Annotated in this window: 16 protein-coding genes; 13 read left to right on the forward strand and 3 right to left on the reverse strand. The window is 71.5% G+C overall.

Going from position 1 to position 26,892, the window contains the following annotated elements; genetic code table 11:
- Nucleotides 1-12 precede the first annotated feature (12 nt).
- From IEY91_RS11125 to IEY91_RS11140, 4 genes are all read left to right on the forward strand, one after another.
- Complete coding sequence (locus IEY91_RS11125) at nucleotides 13-969, forward strand: Zn-ribbon domain-containing OB-fold protein (RefSeq protein WP_189173793.1); 957 nt, start codon at nucleotides 13-15, stop codon at nucleotides 967-969.
- The gene (locus IEY91_RS11130) at nucleotides 970-2,040 is read left to right on the forward strand and encodes a thiolase family protein (protein WP_189173794.1); all 1,071 of its coding nucleotides are present in this window, start codon (nucleotides 970-972) and stop codon (nucleotides 2,038-2,040) included.
- Nucleotides 2,037-3,224, forward strand: a complete 1,188-nt coding sequence (locus IEY91_RS11135; protein ID WP_164327014.1) for a thiolase family protein — start codon at nucleotides 2,037-2,039, stop codon at nucleotides 3,222-3,224. The genes IEY91_RS11130 and IEY91_RS11135 overlap by 4 nt, the downstream gene beginning before the upstream one ends.
- A 106-nt stretch (nucleotides 3,225-3,330) precedes the next feature.
- A complete protein-coding gene (locus tag IEY91_RS11140) occupies nucleotides 3,331-3,576 on the forward strand; it encodes a DUF397 domain-containing protein (RefSeq protein WP_164327015.1) in 246 nt (81 codons plus the stop codon).
- 63 nt (nucleotides 3,577-3,639) lie between these two features.
- Here the strand turns inward: IEY91_RS11140 and IEY91_RS11145 are convergent, their stop codons facing one another.
- A complete protein-coding gene (locus IEY91_RS11145) occupies nucleotides 3,640-5,217 on the reverse strand; it encodes an amidohydrolase (RefSeq protein WP_189173795.1) in 1,578 nt (525 codons plus the stop codon).
- A 134-nt stretch (nucleotides 5,218-5,351) separates the two neighbouring features.
- Here IEY91_RS11145 and IEY91_RS11150 point away from each other — a divergent pair, with 134 nt between their 5' ends.
- A complete protein-coding gene (locus tag IEY91_RS11150) occupies nucleotides 5,352-5,972 on the forward strand; it encodes a hypothetical protein (RefSeq protein ID WP_189173796.1) in 621 nt (206 codons plus the stop codon).
- 263 nt (nucleotides 5,973-6,235) lie between these two features.
- Nucleotides 6,236-6,547: a YidB family protein gene (locus IEY91_RS11155; RefSeq protein WP_164327018.1), complete on the forward strand. Its 312-nt coding sequence runs from the start codon at nucleotides 6,236-6,238 to the stop codon at nucleotides 6,545-6,547.
- Nucleotides 6,548-6,622: 75 nt separating this feature from the next.
- Here the strand turns inward: IEY91_RS11155 and IEY91_RS11160 are convergent, their stop codons facing one another.
- Nucleotides 6,623-6,832, reverse strand: a complete 210-nt coding sequence (locus IEY91_RS11160) for an MbtH family protein (protein ID WP_164327019.1) — start codon at nucleotides 6,830-6,832, stop codon at nucleotides 6,623-6,625.
- Between the two features lie 43 nt (nucleotides 6,833-6,875).
- Nucleotides 6,876-7,823: a methionyl-tRNA formyltransferase gene (locus tag IEY91_RS11165; RefSeq protein ID WP_164327020.1), complete on the reverse strand. Its 948-nt coding sequence runs from the start codon at nucleotides 7,821-7,823 to the stop codon at nucleotides 6,876-6,878.
- A gap of 205 nt (nucleotides 7,824-8,028) precedes the next feature.
- Between IEY91_RS11165 and IEY91_RS11170 the strand changes: the two genes are divergently transcribed.
- The 7 genes from IEY91_RS11170 to IEY91_RS11200 all read left to right on the forward strand — a co-directional run bounded on the left by IEY91_RS11170 (nucleotide 8,029) and on the right by IEY91_RS11200 (nucleotide 26,889).
- Entirely contained in the window at nucleotides 8,029-9,084 is a 1,056-nt protein-coding gene (locus tag IEY91_RS11170) for a FecCD family ABC transporter permease (protein ID WP_189173797.1), read from the forward strand.
- Between the two features lie 49 nt (nucleotides 9,085-9,133).
- On the forward strand, nucleotides 9,134-10,195 hold the full coding sequence (locus IEY91_RS11175) for a FecCD family ABC transporter permease (protein WP_189173798.1): 1,062 nt from the start codon (nucleotides 9,134-9,136) through the stop codon (nucleotides 10,193-10,195).
- Between the two features lie 59 nt (nucleotides 10,196-10,254).
- Entirely contained in the window at nucleotides 10,255-11,115 is an 861-nt protein-coding gene (locus IEY91_RS11180) for an ABC transporter ATP-binding protein (protein WP_189173799.1), read from the forward strand.
- Nucleotides 11,116-11,229: 114 nt separating this feature from the next.
- Nucleotides 11,230-12,282 carry an iron-siderophore ABC transporter substrate-binding protein gene (locus IEY91_RS11185; protein WP_164327024.1) on the forward strand — a complete coding sequence of 351 codons (1,053 nt, stop codon included), beginning with the start codon at nucleotides 11,230-11,232 and terminating at the stop codon, nucleotides 12,280-12,282.
- A 2-nt stretch (nucleotides 12,283-12,284) separates the two neighbouring features.
- Nucleotides 12,285-14,075 (forward strand): ABC transporter ATP-binding protein, encoded by a 1,791-nt coding sequence (locus IEY91_RS11190; protein WP_189173800.1) that lies wholly within the window; start codon nucleotides 12,285-12,287, stop codon nucleotides 14,073-14,075.
- 57 nt (nucleotides 14,076-14,132) lie between these two features.
- The gene (locus tag IEY91_RS11195; RefSeq protein ID WP_189173801.1) at nucleotides 14,133-25,199 is read left to right on the forward strand and encodes a non-ribosomal peptide synthetase; all 11,067 of its coding nucleotides are present in this window, start codon (nucleotides 14,133-14,135) and stop codon (nucleotides 25,197-25,199) included.
- Nucleotides 25,189-26,889, forward strand: a complete 1,701-nt coding sequence (locus IEY91_RS11200; RefSeq protein ID WP_189173802.1) for an ABC transporter ATP-binding protein — start codon at nucleotides 25,189-25,191, stop codon at nucleotides 26,887-26,889. The genes IEY91_RS11195 and IEY91_RS11200 overlap by 11 nt, the downstream gene beginning before the upstream one ends.
- Nucleotides 26,890-26,892: the final 3 nt, after the last annotated feature.

Raw genomic sequence — 26,892 nt, forward strand, 5'->3', positions numbered from 1 at the left:
GGAGCCGCCGCCGTGACCGAAGTCCTCAGCGCCCCGCTGGTCGTGGAGTTCCCCTTCACCCGCTCCCTCGGCCCCGTCCAGTCCGCCTTCCTCACCGGCCTGCGCGAACGCACCGTGCTCGGCGTGCGCACCGCCGACGGCAAGGTGCTCGTGCCGCCCGTCGAGTACGACCCGGCGACCGCCGAAGAGCTGCGCGACCTCGTCGAAGTCGCCGCCACCGGCACCGTCACCACCTGGGCCTGGAACCACGAGCCCCGCCGCGGCCAGCCCCTCGACACCCCCTTCGCCTGGGTCCTGGTCCGCCTCGACGGCGCCGACACGGCCCTGCTGCACGCCCTCGACGCCCCGGGCCCCGACGCCGTACACACCGGAATGCGCGTCCGCGTCCGCTGGGCCGCCGAACGCACCGGCGCCATCACGGACATCGCCTGCTTCGAAACGTACGAAGGCGAGGGGGATGTGATGGAGCGTCAAGCCCAGTCCCACAGCGGCGAGTTCGCGGGTGAGGCCGTGACCGGCATCGTCGCGCCCGCTCGGCTCGACTACACCTACAGCCCCGGCCGCACCCAGTCCCAGTACATCCACGCCCTGTCGGGGCGCAGGAGCGTCGGCGAGCGCTGCCCGTCCTGCCGCAAGGTGTACGTGCCGCCGCGCGGTGCATGTCCGACCTGCGGGGTCGCCACCTCCGAGCAGGTGGAGGTCGGACCGCGCGGCACGGTCACCACGTTCTGCATCGTGAACATCAAGGCGAAGAACCTCGACATCGAAGTGCCGTACGTCTACGCGCACATCGCCCTCGACGGCGCCGACCTGGCCCTGCACGCCCGGATCGCGGGCATCCCCTACGACCAGGTCCGCATGGGCCTGCGCGTGGAGCCCGTGTGGAGCGAGAGCGGCCGCTTCCCCGACCACTACCGGCCCACCGGTGAGCCCGACGCGGACTACGACACGTACAAGGAGCTGGTGTAGATGGCCGAGCACACCGGGCCCGGGACGCGGGACGTCGCGATCGTCGCCTTCGGGCAGACCGACCACCGGCGCACCAGCGACGAGCTGTCCGAAGTCGAGATGCTCATGCCCGTCCTGCACGAGGTCCTCGCCGCCACCGGCCTGAAGACCAGCGACATCGGCTTCACCTGCTCCGGCTCATCGGACTACCTCGCCGGGCGCGCGTTCTCCTTCACCATGGCCCTCGACGGCGTGGGCGCCTGGCCGCCGATCTCCGAGTCGCACGTGGAGATGGACGGGGCCTGGGCGCTGTACGAGGCGTGGGTGAAGCTCCAGACCGGCGAGGCCGACACCGCGCTCGTCTACTCCTACGGCAAGTCGTCGCCCGGCTCGGTGCGCGACGTCCTGACCCGTCAGCTCGACCCGTACTACCTCGCGCCGCTGTGGCCGGACTCCGTCGCGCTCGCCGCCCTCCAGGCGCAGGCGCTCATCGACGCGGGCGACACGGACGAGCCAGCCCTGGCCGGGGTCGCCGCCCGCAGCAGGGACGCGGCGCGCGCCAACTCCCGCGCACAGCTCGGGGGTTCGGTGCCGCAGGGCGATTACGTCGTACGTCCCTTGCGTACCGGAGACTGCCCGCCGATCGGCGACGGGGCCGCCGCCGTGATCCTCGCGGCGGGGGAGCGGGCCCGGGAGCTGTGCGCGCGGCCCGCGTGGATCCGCGGCATCGACCACCGTATCGAGGCGCACAGCCTGGGCGTGCGCGACCTCACCGACTCGCCGTCGACGCGGCTCGCCGCCGAACGGGCCGGGGCCTTCCTGCGGCCCGTCGACACCGCCGAGCTGCACGCGCCGTTCACCTCGCAGGAGATCGTGCTGCGCAAGGCGCTGCGGCTCGGCGACGAAGTGACGGTCAACCCCTCGGGCGGCGCGCTCACCGCCAACCCGGTCATGGCGGCCGGTCTGATCCGGCTCGGCGAGGCCGCGGCCCGCGTGCACCGCGGCGCGTCCGACCGGGCGCTCGCCCACGCCACCTCCGGCCCCTGCCTCCAGCAGAACCTGGTCGCCGTACTGGAAGGAGACCCGCGATGAGCAACGCGCCACGGCACTCCGGCAAGGAGCCCGTCGCCGTCGTCGGGATCGGCCAGACCAAACACGTCGCCGCCCGGCGCGATGTGTCGATCGCGGGGCTCGTCCGCGAGGCCGCGCAACGAGCGCTCCTGGACGCCGAGTTGACGTGGGCCGACATCGACGCCGTCGTCATCGGCAAGGCGCCCGACTTCTTCGAGGGCGTCATGATGCCCGAGCTGTACCTCGCCGACGCGCTCGGCGCCGTCGGCAAACCCATGCTGCGCGTGCACACCGCGGGCTCCGTCGGCGGCTCCACCGCGCTCGTGGCCGCGAACCTCGTCGCGGGCCGCGTCCATGGCACGGTCCTCACCCTGGCCTTCGAAAAGCAGTCGGAATCCAACGCGATGTGGGGCCTGTCGCTGCCCGTCCCCTTCCAGCAGCCACTGCTCGCAGGGGCGGGCGGATTCTTCGCGCCGCACGTCCGCGCGTACATGCGGCGCACCGGCGCCCCCGACTCGGTCGGCTCGCTGGTCGCGTACAAAGACCGCCGCAACGCGCTGAAGAACCCCTTCGCGCACCTCCACGAGCACGACATCACGCTGGAGAAGGTTCAGGCGGCACCCATGCTGTGGGACCCCATCCGCTACTCCGAGACCTGCCCGTCCTCCGACGGCGCGTGCGCCATGGTCCTCACCGACCGCGCCGGAGCGGCCCGCTCTCCACGGCCGCCCGCCTGGATGCACGGCGGCGCGATGCGCAGCGAACCCACCATGTTCGCGGGCAAGGACTTCGTGTCGCCGCAGGCCGGGAAGGACTGCGCCGCCGACGTCTACCGCCAGGCGGGCATCTCCGACCCGCGCCGGGAGATCGACGCCGTCGAGATGTACGTGCCGTTCTCCTGGTACGAGCCGATGTGGCTGGAGAACCTGGGCTTCGCCGCGGAAGGCGAGGGCTGGAAGCTCACCGAGTCCGGCGTGACAGAACTGGACGGTGATCTTCCGGTGAACATGTCGGGCGGTGTCCTGTCGACCAACCCCATCGGCGCTTCCGGAATGATCCGCTTCGCCGAGGCCGCGCTGCAGGTGCGGGGGCAGGCCGGTGAGCACCAAGTGGCGGGTGCGCGCAGGGCGCTCGGGCACGCCTATGGAGGGGGCTCGCAGTTCTTCTCCATGTGGCTCGTCGGCGCGCAACCCCCCACGACATGACCCGGGTCCCGCCTCGCACAGGAATCCGTCCTGCCGTCGCGGCCTGTGCTGCGCACGAGGTGAAAGCTAGGCTGGCGACGGACGACGCATCGGGAGGAGCACGGACGTGGCCGAGAGCACCATCACCCAGCAGCATCCGCTCGCGGGTTGGGACAAGCCGGACCTCGACCTCAGCACCGCGGAATGGCGGTCGAGCAGCGAAGGTCGCGGCGACGTGGAGATCGCCTTCGTCGAAGGCTTCATCGCGATGCGCAACGGCGGCCGGCCGGAGAGCCCTTCACTGATCTTCACGCCCGCCGAGTGGGGGGCGTTCGTGCACGGGGCCCGGGAAGGGCAGTTCGATCTGACGTAGCGTGCGCTTCTGCCGCCGGGCCCCGTTCCTTCTGTATGTCAGAGGGCCGGGGCCCGACGTACGTCAGGAGGCGGAGGCGCTTTCCGCTTCCTCTCCTTCGAGGAACGTGCGGACCACCTCGATGTCCCCGATCCGTGAGGGATCGACCTGCCTCGGGTCGTCGCCGAGGACGGCGAGGTCGGCGCGCTTTCCGGGCGTGATGCTGCCCGCGCTGTCCTCCCAGTGGCAGGCGTACGCGGCGTCGGTGGTGTACGCGCGCAGCGCGGCGTCCACGTCGATGCCCTCCTCGGGGCCGATGACCGCACCCGACGCGGACGCCCGCTCGACCATGAACTGGATCGCCCGCAGCGGCGCCCCGTTGGCCACCGGCCGGTCCGAACTGCCGACCAGGCGCACCCCGTGGTCGAGGAAGCCCCGGCCCCGGTACATCCAGGGCGCCCGCTCCGCACCCATGATCGTGGCGTAGTCGTCGCCGAAGTACCGCAGGAAGCTCGGCTGGACGACCGCCGTGATCCCGAGTTCGGCGAACCGGCGGAGCTGGTCGGGGCGCACCAGGCCCGCGTGCTCCACGCGGTGCCGGGCGTCCGGGCGCGGGCGCCCGCGCTGCGCCGCCTCCAGTCCGTCCAGGGCGACGTCGACGGCGCGGTCGCCGATGGCGTGCACGGCGAGCTGCCAGCCCGCGCGATGGCCCGCCACGATGGTGTCCTTGAGGCGGTCCGCGTCCATCTGGAGCTGGCCGTTGGAGTCGCTGCCCACGTACGGGTCGGTGAGCGCCGCCGTGCGCGCCATCATGCCGCCGTCGGTGAACACCTTCATTGCGCCGAGTGAGAGCCGTCCGTCGCCGAAGCCCGTGCGCAGGCCGAGCCCGAAGGCGCGCGTCGTGGTGTCCTCGCGCGCCGCGTCGACCGCGCGCAGCGCGTCCGCGGCCACCATGAGCTGCACGCGTACGGGCAACCTGCCCGACTCGTGGGCGAGTTGGTAGGCCGCGGCCTCGATGGGGCTGTGCGAGAACAGCTCGCTTCCCACGCCCGCCTCCACGACGCCCGTCACGCCCTCGGAGCGGCACACGCGCGCCGTGTGCTCGATTGCGCCCGCCATTTCGCCGAGCGAGTGCGGCGGCCGGAGCTGGAGCACCGCGCCCATGTCCTCCTCGGCGAGAAAGCCGTCGGAGCCCGCGATGTGCGGCGGAAGCAGGTCGAGGATGGAGGTGTTCACGAGGCAGGCGTGGCCCGAGATGTGTCCCAGGTACACCTTGCGGCCGTCGCTGACCGCGTCCAACTCCTTGGCGGTGAGCGGCCGGTCGAGCTCGCGCTGGTCGTAGTCGGCCAGGGTGACCCAGCCGCCCCGGGGCCGGGCGGCGACGGCGTCGGCCACCACCTTGAGGATGTCGTCGACGCGCCGGCTGGGCGCGACGCTCGGCGCCTGCGCCTTGAGGCCTGCCCAGACCATGTGCACATGGCTGTCGATGAAGCCCGGCAGCACGGTCGCGCCGTCGAGATCCACGACGCGCCGTGCCGGGAGTCCGGCCACGTCGTCGTCGAGTCCCACGATCCGGCCCTGCCAGATGCCGAGTTCGCGGGCGGTGGGGTGGTCCGGGTCCATCGTGACGATATGGGCGTTGGTGAGCCTGGCGCAGAGCACGAACTGATCCCTTCGGGGAATTCGGGGGATGCGGGGGATTCAGGGATACGGGGTATCGAATCCGATCCTCGTTCGAACGAGCTATTGTTCTATTGTTAGGTGAGGCTACCCTAAGTTCTGATGGTGGTGGGTTGGTGGACGAGGAACGGGTGGAGCGGCGGGCGGTTGTGGTCAACCGCCTTGAGGCCTGGGCCGATGGTGTGGTCGCGGGCCTCGACGCGCAAGAAGACGTCGATCGCTCCTTATTTCACGCCCTGGGCGAGCGCTCGACGCTGCGTGCGGAGAACGCGGTCCGCAGGGCCGAAGCGGTGCGTGCGGCCGCCCTCGGGCTCGGCCCGGCGGGCTGCGCGGCCGCGGCGGGCATCTCGGAGCGGCTGCTGCTCAACTGGCAGGCGCGGGAACCCACGTTCGCGGCCGCGATGGCCGCGGCGGCGCACATGGCGGCCCATGAGGGGGAGCGGGCCCGCCTGGCGGCGGCGCCCACGGGGCCGGGCGCGGCCGGGCTGCGGGTCGTCCTGCGCGCCGTGCGGGGCGGTGTCGCCCAGCCGACCGCGGCGGCGCTCGGCGGCTGGTCCGAGCGGTCCTTCCTGCGGCTGCGCAGGCAGAGCCCGGAGGTCGCGGCGCTCCTCGCGGCGGCGCGGCGGGCCAGGGCGCGGGCCCGGCGTGCGGAGCGGCGCGGGGGCGCGCGCGGGTACCGCCTTGTGCGGGTGGACGAGGGGCCGTTCGAGCCGACGCGGCCCGGGGTGGACCACTGAGGGGAGGCGGCCCGGCCACCAGGGATTCACCCTGTGGTCGTTCCGGCGTGGCGGAGCGGAGGTGCTCGGCCGGTCAAATCCCTTTGGGACGTGGCGTGTTCGCAGCTGCTCCTGATTTTCCGAGCAACCGTAGAGGGCGCCGCCACGTCTCGTCCGGCAAGGGCACATCGGCGGCGGGAAGCGCACTGGCGAAACCCAGTGCCGCCCGGCCGTCGCGCCCCGGGACCACCGATTCACCTTGCTACGCATTGGAGATAGACAACATGGCTGCCTTCGAAGCCCCCGCCTCCCCTCTCGAGCAACTCCTCATAGCCACCCTGTACGACGGCAGCGGGGTCGGCGCCGCCGTCGAGGAGCTGCGTCAGGCGGGCCTCGGCGACAAGCTCGACTCCTGGCTGGGCGCGGGCGAGAACCTGCCCCTCAGCGCCGACGAGCTCAGCAAGGCCCTCGGCGGCAGCCTTGAGCGCATCGCCGTTGTCACCGGCTCCAGCGCGGACGTCGTCGCGCAGAAGGTCGCCGAACTGCTGCCGGTCACCGTGGACTCGGTGAGCCCGAACGGCGAGCTGCCCTCCTAGCAGCTGCCCTCCTAGCAAAGGCAGCGGGGCCCGACCGCGAGATCACTCGCGGTCGGGCCCCGTCGTGTGTGCGCGTCAGCCGCGGGCCGCGTCCTGGAGGCTCTTCGGCCGCAGGTCGGTCCAGTTGGCCTCGACGTAGTCCAGGCAGGACTGGCGGTCGGCGGGGCCGTGGGCCACGTTCCAGCCGGCCGGCACCTCGGCGAACTGGGGCCACAGGCTGTGCTGGCCCTCGTCGTTGACCAGCACGGAGAACTGGCCCTCGGCGTCGTCGAACGGGTTGCTCATCTGGGGTGTCTCCTCGGTCTTCGGGTGCTTCGGATGCTTCGGTTCAGGGGCGGCTGGTGAGGTAGCCGCCCATGGAGGTGAAGTACTCCGAGGCGGCGAGCTCCCGGCCATCTTCGGTCCGTACGCGCGTGATGGCCAGACCGTGGTTGCGGCCGGTGCGGGCATCGGCTCCCGCGACGATCGCCACGCCCTCGCCCTCGCGGTAGAAGATGCGGCCGGGCGTGCCGCCGTACCGTCCCTCGGACACGACCGCCGACAGGATCTCCAGGCGCTTGCCCTTGTGGAAGGCGTACGCGCTGGGGTACGGCTCGGACTGGGCGCGGACCAGGCGCTCGAGGTCCGCCGCGGGCCAGGTCCAGTCGATGCGGCTGTCCTCGTCGGAGCGCTTGTGGAAGAAGCTCGCCTGGGACCGGTCCTGCTTGGTGAACTCGGTGTTCCCGGCGGCGATGAGGTCGAGCGCGCCCACGGTGACCGGGGCGATGAGGTCGACGGTCTTGTGGAAGAGGTCGGTGGCGGTGTCCTTCGGCCCGATCGCGACCTTCTCCTGGCGGACGATGTCACCGGCGTCGAGCTCGTCGTTCATCATGTGCGCGGTGACGCCCACTTCGGGCTCGCCGTTGATCAGGGCCCAGATGATCGGGGAGAAGCCGGCGTACTTCGGCAGCAGCGAGTCGTGGATGTTGAGCGTGCCGTGCCGGGGCAGGTCGAAGATCTGCGGCGGGATCCAGGTCCGCCAGTTGTTGGCGACGATGATGTCCGGGTCCGCGCTCTTGAGCGCCTCGAACAGCTCGTCGTCGTCAGGGCGGTTGCGCAGGAGGACGGGGATGCCGTTGTCCTCGGCGAGATCGGCGACCGAGTCGCTCCAGATCTTCTCGTAGGCGTGCTCGCTCTTGGGGTGCGTCACGACAAGCACCACGTCGTGCTCGGAATCGAGAAGGGCCTGGAGCGTGCGGTGCCCCCAGGTCTGATAGCCGAACATGACGACCCGCATGGGGTTCCTCCTCAGGACAGGGGTTGACCCGCGCCAGTAAAGCAAGGCTTACCTTAGTTTTCAAACGCGAGGGTTCCCTGATCCGCGCCCGCCCACCTTCGGATGCCCGGCCATTCCGTCCGCACGCCCATACGTTTAACTTAGGCTCACCTAAACTCTGGGGTGTGCGGTTCCGTAACCGATCAAAGGGATAACGTACTTCGCCATGGGCACGACTGCAGTTGAGCGTCCCGCACCCCGAGTGACCGAGGGCCGTCGGCGCCGGGTCGTGGGTCTGGGCATGCTGGGGGCGATCCTCGTGATCGCGGGGGTGGCGTCGTTGGCCGTCGGCGCGCGGGCGTTGAGCCCCGCCGACGTGTGGCAGGGATTGTTCGCGACGCCGGACGCCGACGCGCGGCTCAACGAGATCAGGCTCATCGTGGAGACCGTGCGGGTGCCCCGGACGGTGCTCGCGATCGTCGCGGGCCTCGCGCTCGGGGTCGCCGGGGCGCTGATCCAGGGGTACACGCGCAACCCGATCGCCGACACGGGCCTGCTGGGTGTGAACGCCGGCGCCTCGTTCGCGGTGGTGTCGGCGATCGCCGTGTTCGGGTTCTCCAACCCCTTCCAGTACCTGTGGTTCGGCTTCGCGGGGGCGGCGGTCACCGGCGTCGTCGTGTTCGGGCTCGCCAGCCTCGGCAGGGGCGCAGGCAACCCGTTGACGCTCGCGCTGGCCGGGCAGGGGATCACGGTGTTCCTCGCGGCGATGACCACAGCGGTCGCGCTGTCGGACAAGGAGTCGCTGAACGCGCTGCGGTTCTGGAACTCGGGCTCGGTGGCCGGTGTCGGCTTCGACGTCATCTGGCCCGTGACCGGATTCATCGTGGTCGGGCTCGTGTTGGCGGCGAGCACGCTGCCCGCCCTCAACCTGCTCAACCTGGGCGACGACGTGGCGCGCGGCCTCGGCGTGAACATCGCGCTGAGCCGGACCGTCGGCATCGCCGCCATCACGCTGCTCGCGGGCGCGGCGACCGCGGCGTGCGGCCCCATCGCGTTCCTCGGGCTCATGGTGGCGCACGTCGCCCGCTACCTGACCGGCCCCGACTACCGCTGGCTGGTGCCGTACGCGGGTCTGCTCGGCGCCGTCGTCCTCCTCGTCTGCGACATCGTGGGACGCCTGGTGGTGCGGCCGAGCGAACTGGACGCGGGGATCGTCGTCGCGCTCCTCGGCGCCCCGTTCTTCGCGGGCCTGGTGTGGCGTGGAAAGTTCAAGAGCGCGTGACGGGGGACGAGCGCGTGGCGGGGGACAGGCGTGTGAACGGGACGAGCGCATGAACGGGACAAAGGTGAAGTCATCGGTGGCGCCGGGCGTGCGCCTGGGCCAGGTGTCGTTCGTCTGGCGGCCCTGGGTCGCCGGCGTGACGCTGCTCCTCGCGGCGGCGACCTTCCTGGTGTTCTGCCTGTCCATCAGCGTCGGGGACTTCCCCATCGGCCTGTCCCAGGTGGTCGCCACCCTCTTCGGTCACGGCGAGTCGGTCGACGAGTTCATCATCATGGACCTGCGGATGCCGCGTGCCATGGCCGGACTGGTCGTGGGGGTCGCCCTCGGCGTCTCCGGGGCGATCACCCAGTCCATCGCGCGCAATCCGCTGGCCAGCCCGGACGTGCTGGGGGTCACCGGGGGCGCCAGCGCGGTCGCGGTGTTCCTGGTGACGGTGTCGGGCGGGGCCGGTGCGGCGGTCGTCAGCTCCGTGGGCCTGTCGACGGCGGCGCTCGCGGGCGGACTCGGCACCGGACTGCTCGTGTACTTCCTGGCGTGGCGGCGCGGGATCGACGGCTTCCGGCTCATCCTCATCGGCATCTCGGTGAGCGCCGTGATGGAGGCGATCACGACCTGGCTGCTCGTCACGGCCGACATCAGGGATGTGGCCCAGGCCCAGGCGTGGTTGGTCGGCTCGTTGGAGGACCGGTCGTGGGACGAGGTCGGCGTGGCGGTGTGGTGCACGCTCGCCCTGCTCGTCGTCGTGACCTGTGTGTCATTCCAGTTCAAACCGATGCATTTCGGCGACGAGGTCGCCGCGGGCCTGGGTGTCCGCTATCAGATGGTTCGGGCTGTTCTGCTGCTGTGCGCGGTCCTGCTGGCCGGCGTGGCGGTGAGCGCGGCGGGCCCGGTCCTGTTCGTCGCGCTGGTGGCGCCACAGGTGGCGATGCGCCTGGCGCGGTGTCCGACGCCCCCGATGGCGGCCTCCGGGCTGGCCGGGGCGCTGCTCCTGATCGGCTCCGACCTGGTCGCGCGCACGGCCCTGCCGATCACGCTCCCCGTCGGCGTGGTCACCGCCGCGATCGGCGGCCCTTTCCTCGTCTACCTGCTGGTGCGGGCCAACCTCAAGTAACTGGTCCACCGGTGAACTGGTACAAAGGTGAGGCAAACCTTAATAGGCGAGGGGGGCTTGTGGGCGCTCAGCACATAACCGAGATCGAGTCCGGGGCGGTCGACGCCGCACGGCTGGCGGCCAAGGGCGTCACCGTCGGCTACGGCGCCCGGACCGTCATCGACGATCTCGACGTGACGATCCCGCCCGGGGTGATCACCACGATCATCGGGCCCAACGGCTGCGGGAAGTCCACGCTGCTGCGGACCCTGACGCGGCTGCTCAGGCCGACCAAGGGCACGGTCGTCCTGGACGGCGAGGACATCGTCAAGCTCAAGACCAAGGACGTGGCGAAGAAGCTCGGCCTGCTCCCGCAGGCGCCCGTCGCGCCGGAAGGCCTCACGGTCGCCGACCTGGTCGCCAGGGGCCGCCACCCGCACCAGAGTTGGCTGCGGCAGTGGTCGTCGGACGACGCCGACGTCGTGGAGCGCGCGCTCGCCATGACCGGGGTGTCCGACCTGGCGGACCGGCCCGTCGACGCGCTCTCCGGCGGGCAGCGCCAGCGCGTCTGGATCTCGATGACCCTGGCCCAGGGCACCGACCTGCTGCTCCTCGACGAGCCCACGACCTATCTGGACCTGGCGCACGCCGTCGACGTCCTCGACCTGGTGGACGACCTGCACGAGTCGGGCTGCACCGTGGTCATGGTGCTGCACGACCTCAACCTGGCCACGCGCTACAGCGACAACCTGATCGTGATGGCGGAGGGGTCGGTGCTCGCCCAGGGGCACCCGCGTGATGTGATCACCGCCGAGCTGCTGCACGAGGCGTTCGGCCTGCGCGCCAAGGTGATTGACGATCCGGTGGGCGACCGGCCGCTGATCGTGCCCATCGGTCGTACGCATGTCCAGATCGACCTGGCCCCGACGCCGACAAGTTGAAAGTTAGGCTAGGCTTACCTCATCTTGGCAAGGTAAAGTTTGCCTGCCCTAAACATGGGGCCCAACCCCTCAACATGGGGCCTAACCGGACAGCGTGAAGGCAAGGGATCTTGGATGCAGCTCCATCGAACGATGCTCAAGCGGCCCTGGCGGCGGGCGGCGGCCATAGCGTCCGCCGCGGCCCTCGGTGTCGGCCTCCTCGCGGGATGCGGTTCGGACTCGTCGGACGACAAGAAGAGTGACGACGCTCCGGCCGCCGCGGCCGGGAACTTCCCGGTCACCGTGGAGCACGCGTTCGGATCCACCAAGGTGTCCAAGGCCCCCAAGAAGGTCGTCACGGTCGGCTACACCGACGACCAGGCCGTCCTGGCGTTCGGCGTGAAGCCGGTCGGCATGGTCGACCAGTACCCGAACCCGTCGGGCAAGTCCCCCGACATCAACACCCAGTGGCCGTGGGTGAAGGACAAGTGGGGCGACGCCAAGCCCGAGGTCGTCATGAAGAACGGCGACGCCGGCCCCAACTACGAGAAGATCGCGGCCCTGCGGCCCGACCTGATCATCGCGGTGTACTCCGAGATCGACAAGGCCGCCTACGACAAGCTCTCCAAGATCGCTCCGACGGTCGGCCGCACCAAGGCGGAGAAGGAGCCCTTCAGCGCTCCGTGGCAGGACAACGCGGTGCACATCGGCAAGGCGCTCGGCCAGGAGGACAAGGCCGAGAAGCTCGTGGACGGCATCCAGGCCAAGCTCGACAAGGCCAAGAAGGACCACCCCGAGTTCGCCAAGCAGACCGCCGTCCCGCTGTCCTGGTACAAGGACTCGGTCGCGCCGTTCACCACCACCGACGTACGCGGACGCCTGGTGACGGGCATCGGCTTCAAGGGCCAGAAGAAGATCGACGAGGTCGCGGACGGCAAGTTCTTCACCGTGCTTTCGCCTGAGCGCATCGACCTGGTCGACGTCGACCACCTCTTCGTCATCAACGACAAGGCCGACCAGGAAGCCCTGAAGAAGTTCAAGTTGTTCACCAACTTGAAGGCGGTCAAGAAGGGCAACGTGTCCTACCTGCTGGACAGCGAGGGCCCGGCGGTCGGCGCGGCGATGTCCCAGGGCACGCTGCTCTCCCTGCCGTACGCGATCGACGAGCTCGTCAAGTCGGTCGACTAGGTGTGAGCACGACGGAAACACGCGTCGCCCCGGCAACGCTGCACACGGCGACCGGCCGCGAGGCCACCCGCTGGGTCACCGCACACTGCCGGGAGAAGCCCTGGCTGACCGCGGCCACCGTGCTCAGCACGGTGGCCGGGGCGGCGCTCCAGGTACTCCCGGTGCTCCTGCTAGGCCGCGTGGTCGACGCGGTCGTCGACGGCGAATCGCGCTCGGTCCTGGTGACCGTAGGGGTGTTGATGGCCGCCGCCGCGCTGCTCGGCGCGGCGGCCACCGCGGTGTCGACCTATCTGATCGGACGCCTCGGCGCGGACCTGCTCGCCCAACTGCGGGAAGCAGCCGTCCGCGCGGTGCTCGGCATGCCGAGCTCACGCATCGAGCAGGTCGGCCGAGGGGACGTCCTGTCCCGGGTCGGTGACGACGTGGCCGTGCTGTCCAAGGGCATCCGCACGGCCATCCCCACGGTGTTCTCCGCGGGCGTCCTGGTCTTCATCGCCACGGTCGGCATGTTCGGCCTCGACTGGCGGCTCGGTCTCGCGGGCGCCGCCGCGCTGCCCGCGTACGCGCTGGCCCTGCGCTGGTACCTGCCCCGGTCCGCACCGCTCTACCGCAAGCAGCGGGTGGCCCAGGCCGACCGCGCGCAGGCGCTGATCAGCGGTCTCAACGGGATCGACACGGTCCGGGCGTACCGCCTGGAGGACACCTTCCGCGAGAAGGTCACAGATGAGTCCTGGCGGGTGCGCAACTACGGCATCGAGGTGTTCCGGTTCTTCGGGCGCTTCGTCGGCAGGGAGAACCGCGCCGAGTTCATCGGGCTCGTCCTGATCCTCGTCGTGGGATACGCCCTGTTGGAGGCCGATGCCGCCACGCTCGGCGAGGTGTCGGCGGCACCCCTGATGTTCCACCGGCTCTTCACGCCGCTGGGCGCCATCATGTTCACCTTCGACGAGGCACAGAAGTCGGGCGCGAGCCTGACCCGCCTCGTGGGTGTGCTGGGGGAGGACGCCGAGGACCGCCTGGTGGGCGACGCGACGGTCGAGGCGGCGGACACCTCCGCGGCCTACCCGGTCACGGTGCGGGGGCTGACCTTCAGCTATCCCGACACCGAGGAACCGGTCCTGAAGGACGTCGACTTGACGATCCCCGCAGGCGGCTCGCTCGCCCTGGTCGGCGCCACCGGCGCGGGCAAGACCACGCTGGCCGCGCTGATCGCCGGCATCGGCACCCCGCAGGCCGGATCGGTGCGCGTCGGCTCGACCGACCTCGCCGGTCTGGACGAGGCCGGGGCGCGGGCCCTGGTGAGCATCCTGACGCAGGAGACCCATGTGTTCTCCGGCACGCTCGCCGACGACCTGCGGCTCGCCGCGCCGGACGCCACCGACGCCGAACTGCTCGACGCCCTGCGCACGGTCCGCGCCGACGGCTGGGTCGACGCCCTGCCCGACGGCCTGAACACCATGGTCGGCGAGGGCGGCGAACGCCTGGACGTCACCAAGGTCGCCCATATCGCCCTGGCCCGGCTCGTGTTGGGCCGGGCGCCGGTGGTGGTCCTCGACGAGTCGACCGCGGAGGCCGGCAGCGAGGGCGCCGCCGAACTGGAGCGTGCCGTGCTCGCCGCGTGCGCGGGCCGCACCACGTTGTTCGTGGCGCACCGGCTCACCCAGGCGATGGCGGCCGACCGGATCGCCGTGCTCGACGCGGGCCGCGTCGTGGAACAAGGCACCCACGACGAACTCGTGGCGCTCGGCGGCCGGTACGCACGACTGTGGCGAGCCTGGCGAGAAGGCAGTTAGGTAAACCTTAGTAAGGTGGGACTGCTTAGGTCCTTGGAAGGAAATGCTGAGTCTCCGATGATGGAATCGCCCGCTCGTCTCGTACTGCTCTCTCCCGCGCGCCTGGCCGACGTACGCCGGCGAGCGGGCGCCTCCTCCGGCTACTCGGACAGGACCATCACCGAAGCCTGCGCCATCGGCCTCGCCTACTGGGCGACGGGCCACACCCCCGACGGCATCGACCTCACCCCCGGCACGCTCTTCGCCGACGTGCTCGGGTGGGTCGACAACGGCGGCGCGGGGCCCGGCGATTGGCAGGTCGGCGCGGACGACCGCAGCATCACCGTCCCGGACGGCGTCGAGCAGGCCGACGCGCAGCTCGCCCTCGACGACCTCGCCGACTTCCCGGACCGCCCCATCGGCACCATCAGCCCGTCCAGCGTGGCGGCCCGGCTCGCCGCCCTGGCCGAGTGGAACGACACCGCGACCGACCGGGTCCGCCCGACCATCGTGGAGATGTTCCGCGAGCAGGCGCGCAACCGCCCCGACGCCGTCGCGATCGTCGACGAGCACCGGTCGCTGACCTACCGTCAGGCAGCCGAGCTCTCCAGCCAGTTGGCCCACCACCTGATCGCGCGCGGGCTCACCGCCGAGCAGGTCGTCGGCATCTCGCTCGGCCGCTCCGCCGAGATGGTCGTCGGGCTCCTCGGCGTGCTCCAGGCGGGCGGCGCGTTCGTGCCCCTCGACCCGCAGTGGCCCGCCGCGCGCCGCGCCGTCGTCATCGACGACGCCCGCGTCGTGCTGCAGCTCAACGACTCCGGCGCGCACGACCCGAGCGAACCCGAAGCCGTCGCCGTCGACCTCGACGACTGGAAGTTCGCCTCCCTCCCGGCCGAGGGCACCGGCATCACCGCCCCCGGCAACGCCCTCGCGTACGTCATCTTCACGTCCGGTTCGACCGGGCGGCCCAAGGGCGCGATGATCCGGCACGAGGCGATCAGCGAGCGCCTGCTGTGGCAGGTCGACGAGATCCTCCACTTCGGCCACGACGACGCGTCGCTGTTCAAGGCCCCGCTGTCCTTCGACATCTCCATCAACGAGATCTTCCTGCCGCTGGTCAGCGGCGGCCGCCTCGTGGTCCTGCGGCCCGGCGGTGAACGTGACCCGCACCACCTGCTGAGCGTCATCGCCGAGCAGCGCGTCACCTTCACGTACCTGGTGTCGTCCATGCTGGACGTACTCCTGGAGATCGCGGGCGACTCCGGACGCCTGGACAGCCTGCGGCACGTGTGGTGCGGCGGTGAGGTGCTTACCCCGGAGCTGTACGAGCGGTTCCGCACCCGCCTCGACATCCCCATGTACCACGGCTACGGCCCCGCCGAGACGACCATCGGCGTCTCGCACGTCATCTACCGCGGCGAGGCAGAGCGCCTGTCGACGTCGATCGGCAAGGCCAACCCCAACACCCAGCTGTACGTCCTCGACGACGAGCTGCGTCCGGTGCCCGTCGGCGTCGGCGGCGAGCTGTACGCGGGCGGGTTCCTGCTGGGGCGCGGGTACGTCAACGCGCCCGGCCTCACGGCTTCCCGGTTCGTGGCGAATCCTTTCGCCGCGGACGGCTCCCGGCTCTACCGCACCGGTGACCTGGCGCGGTTCGCCCCCGACGGCTCCCTGGACTTCCTCGGCCGCGCCGACAACCAGATCAAGATCCGCGGCATGCGCCTGGAGATCGAGGACGTCGAGGCCGGTCTCGCCGAGCACCCGGACGTACGCCACACCTGTGTCGTCGCCAAGAAGAACGCCGCGGGCGGCACCTACCTCGTGGGGTACGTCATCCCGGCCGCCGGGAGCGAGGACCTGCGGGCGGACGACGTCAAGGCGTGGGCCGGCGAGCACATGGTCGAGTACATGGTGCCCGCCCACCTCGTCGTCCTCACCGAGTTCCCGCTCACCGCGAACGGCAAGGTCGACCGGAAGGCACTGCCCGAGCCCGTGATCGGGACGGGCGCCCTCGTCGCGCCCGCCACCGAGAACGAGCGCGTGGTGTGCGCGGCCGTCGCGGCCCTCCTCCAACTCGACGAAGTCGGCGCCGACCAGGACTTCTTCCAGCTCGGCGGCGACAGCATCCTCGCGATATCCCTGCTGAGCGCGCTGCGCGACGCGGGCCTCTACGTCACCGCGCGGCAGATCTTCACCAACAGCGTCCTGGGCGCCCTCGCCGCGGCGGCCAGCCGCGAGGACGTCGCCGCCGTGGACCACGCCGACACCGCCACCGGCACCGTCGTCGGCTCGCCCATCGTGCAGTGGCTCGGCGAGACCACGGACGCCATCGACGGCTTCGTGCAGTCGGTCGTCCTGAACACCCCGGCGGACCTGACCGCCGACGCCCTCGACGGCATCCTCGCCGCCCTGGTCGCGCGGCACGACATGCTGCGCGCCAAGCTGGTGCGCGGCGACCGCTGGAGCTTCGACATCCCCGAGGCCCGTGCCACCGCGGCGGCGGGCCGCGCCTTCACCGGCTGGCAGGAGAGCGACCGGCCGCTCGACGAGTGCGTCGCGCTCGCCACCGAAGGACTCGACCCGGCCGACGGCACGATGCTGCGCGCCGTCTGGCGCCGCGAGGCACGACAGCTCGTCGTGGTCGTCCACCACGTGGTGATCGACGGCGTGTCCTGGCGGGTCCTCATGGACGACCTGGCCACGGCCTGGCGGCAGTTCACCGCGGGCGAGCCGATCGAACTGCCCCCGGTGGGCACGTCGTTCCGGCGCTGGACGCAGCTCCTCGGCCGCGCCGAGTTCGACGCGGACCGCGCCTACTTCCAGCGGCCCCTGCCGGGAGCGGACCAGCCGGTGGGCAGGCGAGCCCTGTCCGAGGCCGACACCGTCGCCGGGGAGCGGATACGCACCGTCTCCGTCGGCCCCGAGGTCACGGCCGCGCTGCTCGGCGAGATACCCGCGAAGTTCCACGCGGGCGTCAACGACGTACTCCTCACCGCGCTCGCCGTCACCCTCGCCCGGTGGCGCCGCGACCTCGGCCAGGACCAGACGTTCGCGCACATCGAGCTGGAGGGCCACGGCCGCGAGGGGCGGTTCGTGGCGGGCGCCGCCGGTTTCGAGCCGGAGCTCTCGCGGACCGTGGGCTGGTTCACCACCCTGTTCCCGGTGACCGTGGACCCCGGTGCCGCGACGGGGCTGTCCGCCCCCGCGTACCTGGCCGCCGCGCTCAAGGCGGTCAAGGAAGACCTCGCCCGGGTGCCGAGCAACGGCGTCTCCTACGGCGCCCTGCGCTACCTCACCGACACCGAATTCGACGCGCCCGCGCCGCAGGTCCTCTTCAACTACCTGGGCCGCTTCGACGCGGGCTCGCCCGGGGACTGGCAACTCGCGGGTGCCACCGGGCAGTTGGGCGAGAAGCGCGACCCGAGGATGCGCCTTCCGCGCGCCCTGGAGTTCAACGCGATCGCCGAGCCCGCCGCGAGCGGCTCGGCGGGCGAGTACGAACTGGTCACCACCATCTCCTGGCCCGACGGGATGTTCTCCGACGAGGACATCACGACGATCGGCGCGTACTTCCGCCAGACCCTCGCCGCTCTCGCCGCGCTCGACGGCGGCGGCCACACCCCCAGCGACTTCCCCCTGGTCCCGCTCACGCAGGCCGACGTCGACGCCCTCGACGGACCGGCGCTGCGGGACATCCTGCCGCTGACCCCGCTGCAGGAGGGCCTGTACTTCCACTCGGTCTTCGACGACGACTCGGCGGGCGCCTACGTCGAGCAGCAACTCCTCACCCTGGAAGGCGAGGTGGACGCCGACCGCCTCGCGACGGCGGCCACCCGGCTGCTCACGCTGTACCCGAACCTGGCCGCGCGCTTCGTGGCCCTCGCCGACGGTCGCGTGGTCTCCGTCCTCGACAGCGGTGTCGAGGCACCCTTCACCACCCTCGACCGCCCCGGCATCACCGACGCCGAGATACGCGAGTACGCCGAGACCGACCGGCGCGCCGGGTTCGACCTGGCCACCGGGCCGCTGATGCGCTGCACGCTGATCCGCGCGGGCTCCGGCCGCAACGTGTTGGTGCAGACCGTGCACCACATCATCGCCGACGGCTGGTCGGTGCCCCCGATGCTCCGCGCGCTCCTCGCCGAGTACCACGCGCCGGGCACCGTCTACCCGCTCGGCGGCTTCCCGGACTACGTGCGCTGGCTCGCCGAACGCGACGACGACGAGAGCGACCGAGTGTGGGGCGACGAGCTCGCCGAGCTGCCCGGCTCCTCGCTGGTCGCCGAGGGGCACACCCCCTCCGACCGGTTCGCCGACATCGCCGTGGCACCGGAGCACGACATCGACGCGGCCGTCCGCTCGGCCGGTGTGCCGCTGAGCGTGGCCGTGCACAGTGCCTGGGCGGTCACCCTCGGCGGCATCCTGCACGGCGAGGACGTCGTGTTCGGCTCCACCGTGTCCGGGCGCGACGCGGACGTGCCCGGCATCGAGGACATGGTGGGCCTGTTCATCAACACCATTCCCGTACGCGCCCGTTGGGCCGCAGACACGACGGCGCGCGACCTGCTCGCCTCGGTGCGGGCCCACCAGAGCGCGGTCCTTCCGCACCAGCACGTCTCGCTCGCGAGGATCGGCCGCCAGATCGGCGCCGGTTCCCTGTTCGACACCCTGGTGGTCTTCGACGTCGCGACCGACGTGGCCGCGCTCCGCGGCCCCGGCCACGACCTCGTCATCTCCGACATCGTCAACGAGGGCGCCCCGCACTACCCGTTGACGCTTGTGGTCGAGCGCGCCCTCGACGGCAGTCCGCCCCGCGGCGGAGCCGCGAATCTACGCTTCAACCTGATCTACGACGGCGAGCTGCTGCGCGAGGCGAGCGCCCAGGCGATCCTGGACACGTTCACCAAGACCCTCACCGGCCTGCTCGCCCGCCCGGACGCCCTGGTCGACGACCTGGCGCGCGAGGGCGACCGGAGCCCCGCGCCGATCACCCCGACCACCCTGGCCGGACTCTTCGACGCCGCCGCGCACCGCGACCCGGCCGCCACCGCCGTCACCCAGTGCGCCCTCGACGGCGGCACCCGGTCCCTGACGTACGGCGAACTGGCCGCCGCGAAGGACGAGTTGGCCTCGGCCCTGCGCGCGGCCGGGGTCGCCCCCGGGAAGCGGGTCGCCGTCGCCGCCCCGCGCTCCCTCGAACAGGTCGTCGCCCTGGTCGCGATCGTCAGCGCGGGTGGCGCGTACGTGCCGCTCGACCTGGCGTACCCGGACGAGCGCCTCGAATACATCCTCGCCGACGCCGCTCCGCAGGTCGTCCTCGTGGACGGCGAGCAGCGGGAACGGTTCACGGACCTGCTCGCCCGGGCGGGCGTTTCTGCGCGTGTCCTTGTGCAGGGGGAGGAGCTGCCGCAGGCAGCCGAGCAGTCGCTGGACGTGGCCGACTGGCACGACCCCGCGTACGTCATCTACACCTCCGGATCGACCGGCCGCCCCAAGGGCGTCGTCGTCCCGCACTCCAGCGTGGTGACGCTGCTCGCCAACACCCGGCCGGACATGGGCTTCGGCCCCGACGACGTATGGGTGCAGTTCCACTCGTACTCCTTCGACTTCGCGGTCTGGGAGCTGTGGGGCGCGCTGGCGCACGGCGGCGAGCTGCTGCTTCCGGAGTACGGCCTCACCCGCTCCCCGGTCGACTTCCACCGCCTGGTCCGCGAGCGCGGCGTGACCGTGCTCAACCAGACGCCGTCGGCGTTCTACCAGTTCATCGAGGCCGACCGGCACGCCGGTGAGCCCGTCACCGCGCTGCGCCGCGTCATCTTCGGCGGCGAGGCGCTCGACCTCGGGCGGCTGCGCGGCTGGGTCGAGCGGCACGGCACCGGCACGCCCGAGCTGGTCAACATGTACGGCATCACCGAGACCACCGTGCACGTCACCCATCGGGTGCTGACGGACGACGACTTCGGCCTCGGCGAGGTCGCCCCTGCTGACGTCAGCCCGATCGGCGGCCCCATCCCCGGTCTGGCCACCTACCTGCTCGACGACCGGCTCCGGCCGGTGCCGCCGGGCCGCGTCGGTGCCATCTACGTCTCCGGTGACCAGGTGTCGCTGGGCTACCTGGGCCGCCCCGGCCTCACCGCGGGTCGGTTCGTGGCCGACCCGTTCGCGGCCGACGGCTCCCGCATGTACCACACGGGCGACCTCGCCCGCCGCACCCTCGACGGCGAGCTCGAGTTCGCCGGGCGTGCCGACGACCAGGTCCAACTCAAGGGATTCCGGATCGAGTTGGGCGAGGTCGAGGCCGCGGTCAGGGAGCTCGACGGTGTCGTCGATGTGGCCGTCACCGTGGCGGAGACAGGCGACCACCTCGTCGCGCACGTGGTGGGCCGGACGCCCGATGATTTCGCGGCCCTGCTGTCCACGACCCTGCCCGTGCACATGGTGCCGGGCCGGGTGCTGACGACCGAAGCCCTCCCCCTGACGGTCAACGGCAAGCTGGACCGCAAGGCATTGACTGCCCGCGCGGCACAGGACGACGTACAGGCGGACTCCCTTAGGGGCGCGGGGCTGCATCGATTTGCGGCTCCGCCGCGGGGCGCGACCAGCCCCCACCGCCCCGCAGGTGAATCACTGCCCTCCCACCGGAGCCACCTCGACGTCCTCGTCGAAATCTTCGCCAACACCCTGCCCGGCGCAGCCGTAGACGCCGACACAGACTTCTTCACCGCCGGAGGCGACAGCATCGTCGCCATCACCCTGATCAACCGCGCCAGGGCCCTCGGCCTGACCATCGCACCCCGGGACGTGTTCCTGTTCAGGACGCCTCGCGGGCTCGCGGAAGAACTGGGCACGCGCGCCCCGCAGGCCGCGCCCACCACACCGGCAGTACGCCACGAGGACGGCCCCCTCGCCCCGACCCCGATCATCCTGCGCCAGCGCGAACTGGGCGGCTCGCTCGACCGGTTCGCCCAGGCCAGGACGCTGACGGCACCCGAAGGCGCGGGCTTCGCCGACGTGGAGCGCGCGGCGAACGCCGTCGTGGCCGCGCACCCGGCGCTCCGGCTGCGGCTGCGCGTCGAGCACGGCGTGTGGGCGCTGCGTACGGAACCCGCCCGCGAGGTCACCGTCGTCCGCGCGAACGCGACCGACGCCACGGCTGTGGCGAACGAGGCCGCCGGACGGCTCGACCCCGAGTCCGGGGACGTCGTCGCGTTCTCGTGGCTGGAGGCGAGCCGGACCCTGGTCGTCACCGTGCACCACCTCGCCGTCGACGCGGTGTCCTGGCTCGTCCTCCTCGACGACCTGGCCACCGCCATGGGCGGGGCGGACCTGGCGCCGCCGACCACGTCGTACGCCGAGTACGCGGAGGCGCTCACGCTCAAGTCGGCCCAGACGATCGACGACCTCGGGCACTGGGTCAGCACCCTGGACGCCCCCGCGCTGCTCCCCGCCGTCGACGGTCTGCGCGAGACCACCGTCGTATCCCCGACCACCATCACCGACCGCGTCACCCGCACCGCCCCCACCGCACTCGGCATCGGCCTCACCGAATTGCTGTGCGGCGCGCTGCGCACCGCGCTGACGCACATCCAGCCGTCGCCCACCGACCTCGCGGTCGAGTTGGAGCGGCACGGCCGGGTCCCGGTCGAGGAGCACCACGACTACACGCGTACGGTCGGCTGGTTCACCTCCATCGCGCCCGTGCGGCTCACCGCGCACACCGACCCCGTCGCGGCGGCGCGCGAGATCACCGAACGCCAGCCGGACGAGAGCGCCCACGTCGCGTACGGACAACTCAGGTACCTCAACCCGCAGACGGCCCCGCTGCTCACCGCCCGCCCGCAGGTGCTCTTCAACTACCTCGGCCGGGGCAGCGAGTCCCAGGCGCTGCACCTCACCGGCGGCGACCAGGGCAGCCCGTACGCCGTCGAGGTCAACGCGTGGATCGACGCCGACACCAACAAGCTGCACACGGCGTTCACGCTCGCCGACGGCATCCCCGACGCGATCACCGAGCACTGGCGCAGCGCGCTGGAGAGCATCGCGGACACCGCCGGGACGGCCGAGCGCACGGCGCCGGTCACGCCGCTCCAGCGGGGCCTGTTCTTCCAGGCCCAGATGGCGGGCCAGGCCGGACACTACGTCGCGCAGAGCTACTTCACCTTCGACCGGCGTCTGGACGTCGACGCGCTCGCCGGGGCGATGTCGTACGTGATGTGGCGGCACCCGGTCGTCGGCGCGGGCTTCGCCACCGACGACGACGGCAACCCGGTCCAGGTCCTCAAGGCGGCGGGCCGGCGGGTCGACGTCCGCACGGTCGAACTGACCACGGACGCCGAGGTCGAGGCACTGCGCACCCAGGACCGGGACACGGGCTTCGACCCGGCCGAGCCGCCGCTGATCCGCCTCACCGTCGTGCGGCTGCCCGACGGCCGCGACGGACTGCTGCTCAGCTACCACCTGCTGCTTTGGGACGGCTGGTCCCGCGAGATCGTGCTGCGGGACCTGTTCGACGCGTACCAGGCCAATCTCGCGGGCGAACCGCACGACCCGACCCCGGCCACGCCGAGCTTCGAGGACTACGCACGGGCGCTCGCCGCCAAGGACCCGGCTGTGTCGGAACGCTTCTGGGCGGACCACCTGGCCGCGCTCCAGGGCCCGACGCTGCTCGCGGGACCGACGCCGACCGTGTCGGACGAGCTGCCGACCGCTCTCGTACACACGCTGTCCGCCGAACAGTCGGACCTGCTGCGGGAGGCGGCCAAGGCGCACGGCGTCACCCTGAACTCGGTGCTCACCGGCGCGTTCGGCCTGCTGCTCGGCGCGCACACCGGCCGCAGCGACGCCGTGTTCGGCGTGACCGTCTCCGGCCGTGACGGCGAGGGCCTGGCCGACATCGTCGGCGTGCTCCTCAACACCGTGCCGATGTGGACGCGGGCACGGCCCGACGACACCGTCGGCGACTACCTGTCGGCCGTGCAGACGGCCCGGGTCGAGGCGATGGAGCACGAGCACCTCGGCCTCGGCGAGATCCAGCGGGCCAGCGGGCACGACACCCTGTTCGACAACCTCTTCGTGCTCCAGAACTTCCTGGACATGGACGCCTTCGCCGAGATGAACTCCCGGCACGGCATCACCTCGGTGAAGGCCGACGACTCCACGCACTACCCGTTCACCTGGGTCGTCACCCCCGGCGACCGCCTCACGGTCAAGCTGGAGCACCGCGACGGCGACACCGAGAACGCCCGCGGTCTCCTCGACGACTACGTACGCGTACTCGAAGACCTGGCCCGGTCCACCGGCCCGGTCGGCGCGCTGCCGGGCCTCGGGAAGCAGCCCGAGCCGGACGCGCGCACGGACGTCGGCACGGACACCGTCGTCGACCGCTTCGACCGGGCGGCGGACCGCGACCCGCAGCGGGTGGCGCTCGTCGCCCACGGCGCGACGATGACGTTCGCCGAACTCCGGGACCGCAGCCGCGCGGTGGCGGGTGTGCTCGCAGGGCGGGGCATCGGCCCGGAGACGAACGTGGGTCTCGCGATCCCGCGCTCCCTCGACTCGATCGTGGCGCTGTTCGCAGTGCTGCGAGTCGGCGCCGCGTACGTACCGCTGGAACTGGACCACCCCGACGAGCGGATCGCCGCGATCGTCGAGGACTCACGGCCGGACGCGATCCTCACGGTGAGCGCCGTCTCGCCCCGGCTGATTGGCGACGTCGTCGACGCCGGCGGCCTCATCGAGCTGGACCGCCCGCTCCCGGACGCCGAGCCGTATCTGACGTTCGCGCCGGACGATCCGGACCGGCTGCGCCACCCCGCGTACACGATCTACACCTCCGGATCCACCGGCAAGCCCAAGGGCGTGGTGACCGAGTACGCCGGACTGACCAACATGCTGGTCAACCACCAGCGCCGGATCTTCGAGCCGGTCCTCGACGAGCACGGCCACCGGGTCTTCCGGATCGCCCACACCGTGTCGTTCGCGTTCGACATGTCGTGGGAGGAGCTGCTGTGGCTCGCCGACGGCCACGAGGTGCACATCTGCGACGAGGAGCTCCGCCGCGACGCGCCCGCGCTGGTGGCGTACTGCCTGGAGCACGGCATCGACGTCATCAACGTGACGCCGACGTACGCGCAGCAGCTCGTCGCCGAGGGCCTGCTCGACAACCCCGACCGGCGCCCGGCGCTCGTGCTGCTCGGCGGCGAGGCCGTCACGCCGACGCTGTGGCAGCGGCTCGCCGAGACCGAGGGGACGGTCGGCTACAACCTGTACGGGCCGACCGAGTACACGATCAACACCCTGGGCGTCGGCACCTTCGAGTGCCAGGACCCGGTGGTGGGCGTGGCCATCGACAACACTGATGTGTACGTCCTCGACCCGTGGCTGCGGCCGCTGCCCGACGGTGTTCCCGGCGAGCTGTACGTCGCCGGCATCGGCATCGCGCGCGGCTATCTCGGCCAGCCCGCGCAGACCGCGCACCGGTTCGTGCCGTGCCCGTTCGGCGCGCCCGGCGAGCGCATGTACCGCACCGGGGACCTGGTCGTGCGGCGGCCCGACGGAAACCTGATGTACCTGGGCCGCACCGACCAGCAGGTCAAGATCCGCGGGCACCGGGTCGAACTGGGCGAGGTCGAGGCCGCGTTCGCCGCGCACCGCGCGGTGCGGTTCGTCGCGGCGGTCGCCCAGCCGGACCCGCAGGTCGACGGGGCGTACCGCCTCGCCGCCTACCTCGTGCTCGACGGCGCCGACCTGGCAGCCGTCGCCACCGAGGTGGGCACCGCCCTGCCGGACTTCCTGCGCCCGACGCACTACGCACAGGTCGACAGCATCCCGCTGACCGTCAATGGGAAGGCTGACACCAAGGCGCTGCCCGAGGCCAAGCCGCTGGGCGCGCTGACGACGGCCGGGGAGCGCGGTCCCGAGACGGAGACCGAGACCCTGGTGTGCGAGTTCTACGCCGAGGCACTTGACCTGGATGATGACGAGGTGAGCGCGGTGAGCGACTTCGTTGCCCTCGGAGGGCACTCCATGCTGGCGGTGCGGCTGACCGGGCTGCTCCGCCGCGAGTTCGGTCCTGTGATCACGATCCGAGACCTGTTCACCCTGCGAACCCCGGAAGCGATTGCCCGCCACCTCGATGACAACTGACACGCAGCGGCCCCGCCCGGGGTCCGACATCCTCCGCACCGCCCTGCGCCGCAACGTCGGCGCGATGGCCGGCGGCACCCTCCTCATGGGCCTGTACCAGGCCGGTGAGACGGCCTTCCCCATCGCGCTCGGCCTGATCGTCGAGCACACGATGCGGGACAACCGCACTCTCGGCTCGCTGGCCCTGTCCATCGGCGCGCTCGCCGTGATCATCACGACCGTGTCGCTCTCGTGGCGGTTCGGGATGCGCGTCCTGCAGAAGGCCAACACGACGGAGGCGCACCGCTGGCGGGTGAAGGTCGCGGGCTGCGGGCTGCAGCCGGTGGCCAGGGACGTCGACCTCAAGTCCGGCGAGGTCCTGACCATCGCCACCGAGGACGCCGACCAGACCGCCGACATCGTCGAAGTCGTGCCGATGCTGATCAGCTCGCTGGTCGCGGTGGTCGTCGCGGCGGTCGCGCTCGGCCTCGCCGACCTCCGGCTCGGCGCGCTGGTGATGGTGGGAACGGTCGCGATCCTGTCGATCCTGAGCGTGATGTCCAAGCGCATCGGCTCCAGCACCCGCGAACAGCAGGCCCGGGTGGCGCGGGCGGGCGCGAAGGTCGCCGACCTGATCACCGGCCTGCGCCCGCTGCACGGCTTCGGCGGCAACCACGCGGCGTTCGGTTCCTACCGCAAGGTCAGCACGGAGGCGCGGCGCCAGTCGATCACCGTCGCCAAGGTGAACGGCGTGTACGCGGGCACCGCGCTCGCCCTCAACGCCGTCCTGGCCGCCGCGGTGACCCTGACAGCGGGGTGGCTGGCCTTCAACGGCCAGATCACCATCGGCGAACTCGTCATGGCCGTGGGCCTCGCGCAGTTCATCATGGAGCCGCTCAAGCTGTTCTCGGAGATGCCCAAGTACGTGATGGTGGCGCGCGCGTCGGCCGAGCGGATGGCGCTGGTGCTGTCCGCGCCGCCGGTGACGACCCCGGGCACGGAGCGCCCGGCCGCGGGCGGCGACCTGGACATCGACAGCGTGCACTACGGAACCCTGCGCAAGCTGAACTTCAAGGTGACCGCGGGCGAGTTCGTGGCGATCACCGCCTACCAGCCGCGCGCGGCGGCCGACCTCGCCTCGATCCTGGCGGCGAAGGTCCCGCCGCACGCGTACGACGGAGTGGTGCGGGTCAGCGGGCAGGAGATCGGGGACCTGTCGATGGAGGCGGTCCGCGAGCACCTGCTGGTGAATCCGTACGATGGCGAGATCTTCGCGGGCTCCCTGCGCACGAACATCGACCCCTCGGGCACCAGCGAGATGGTCGCGGAGGCCGTCGAGGCGTCCATGCTCACCGACGTCGTCGCCCTCCACCGCGAAGGCCTCGACTACGGCGTCCGCGACCGCGGCGCGAACCTCTCCGGGGGCCAGCGCCAACGCCTGTCCCTGGCCCGCGCCCTGGCCGCCGACACCGACGTCCTGGTCCTGCACGACCCGACGACGGCCGTGGACGCCGTCACCGAACAGCTCATCGCCCGCAACGTCGCGAAGCTGCGCCGGGGCCGCACCACCATCGTCATCACCAGCAGCCCGCCCCTCCTGGACGCGGCGGACCGCGTCCTCGTCCTGGACGACGGGGTCATCACGGCCGAGGACACGCACCGGAATCTGCTGGCGGGCGACGAGGCGTACTGCGCGGCCGTGGCGCGGTGAAGC

The organism is Streptomyces lasiicapitis, from assembly GCF_014646335.1.
Lineage (GTDB): Bacteria > Actinomycetota > Actinomycetes > Streptomycetales > Streptomycetaceae > Streptomyces > Streptomyces lasiicapitis.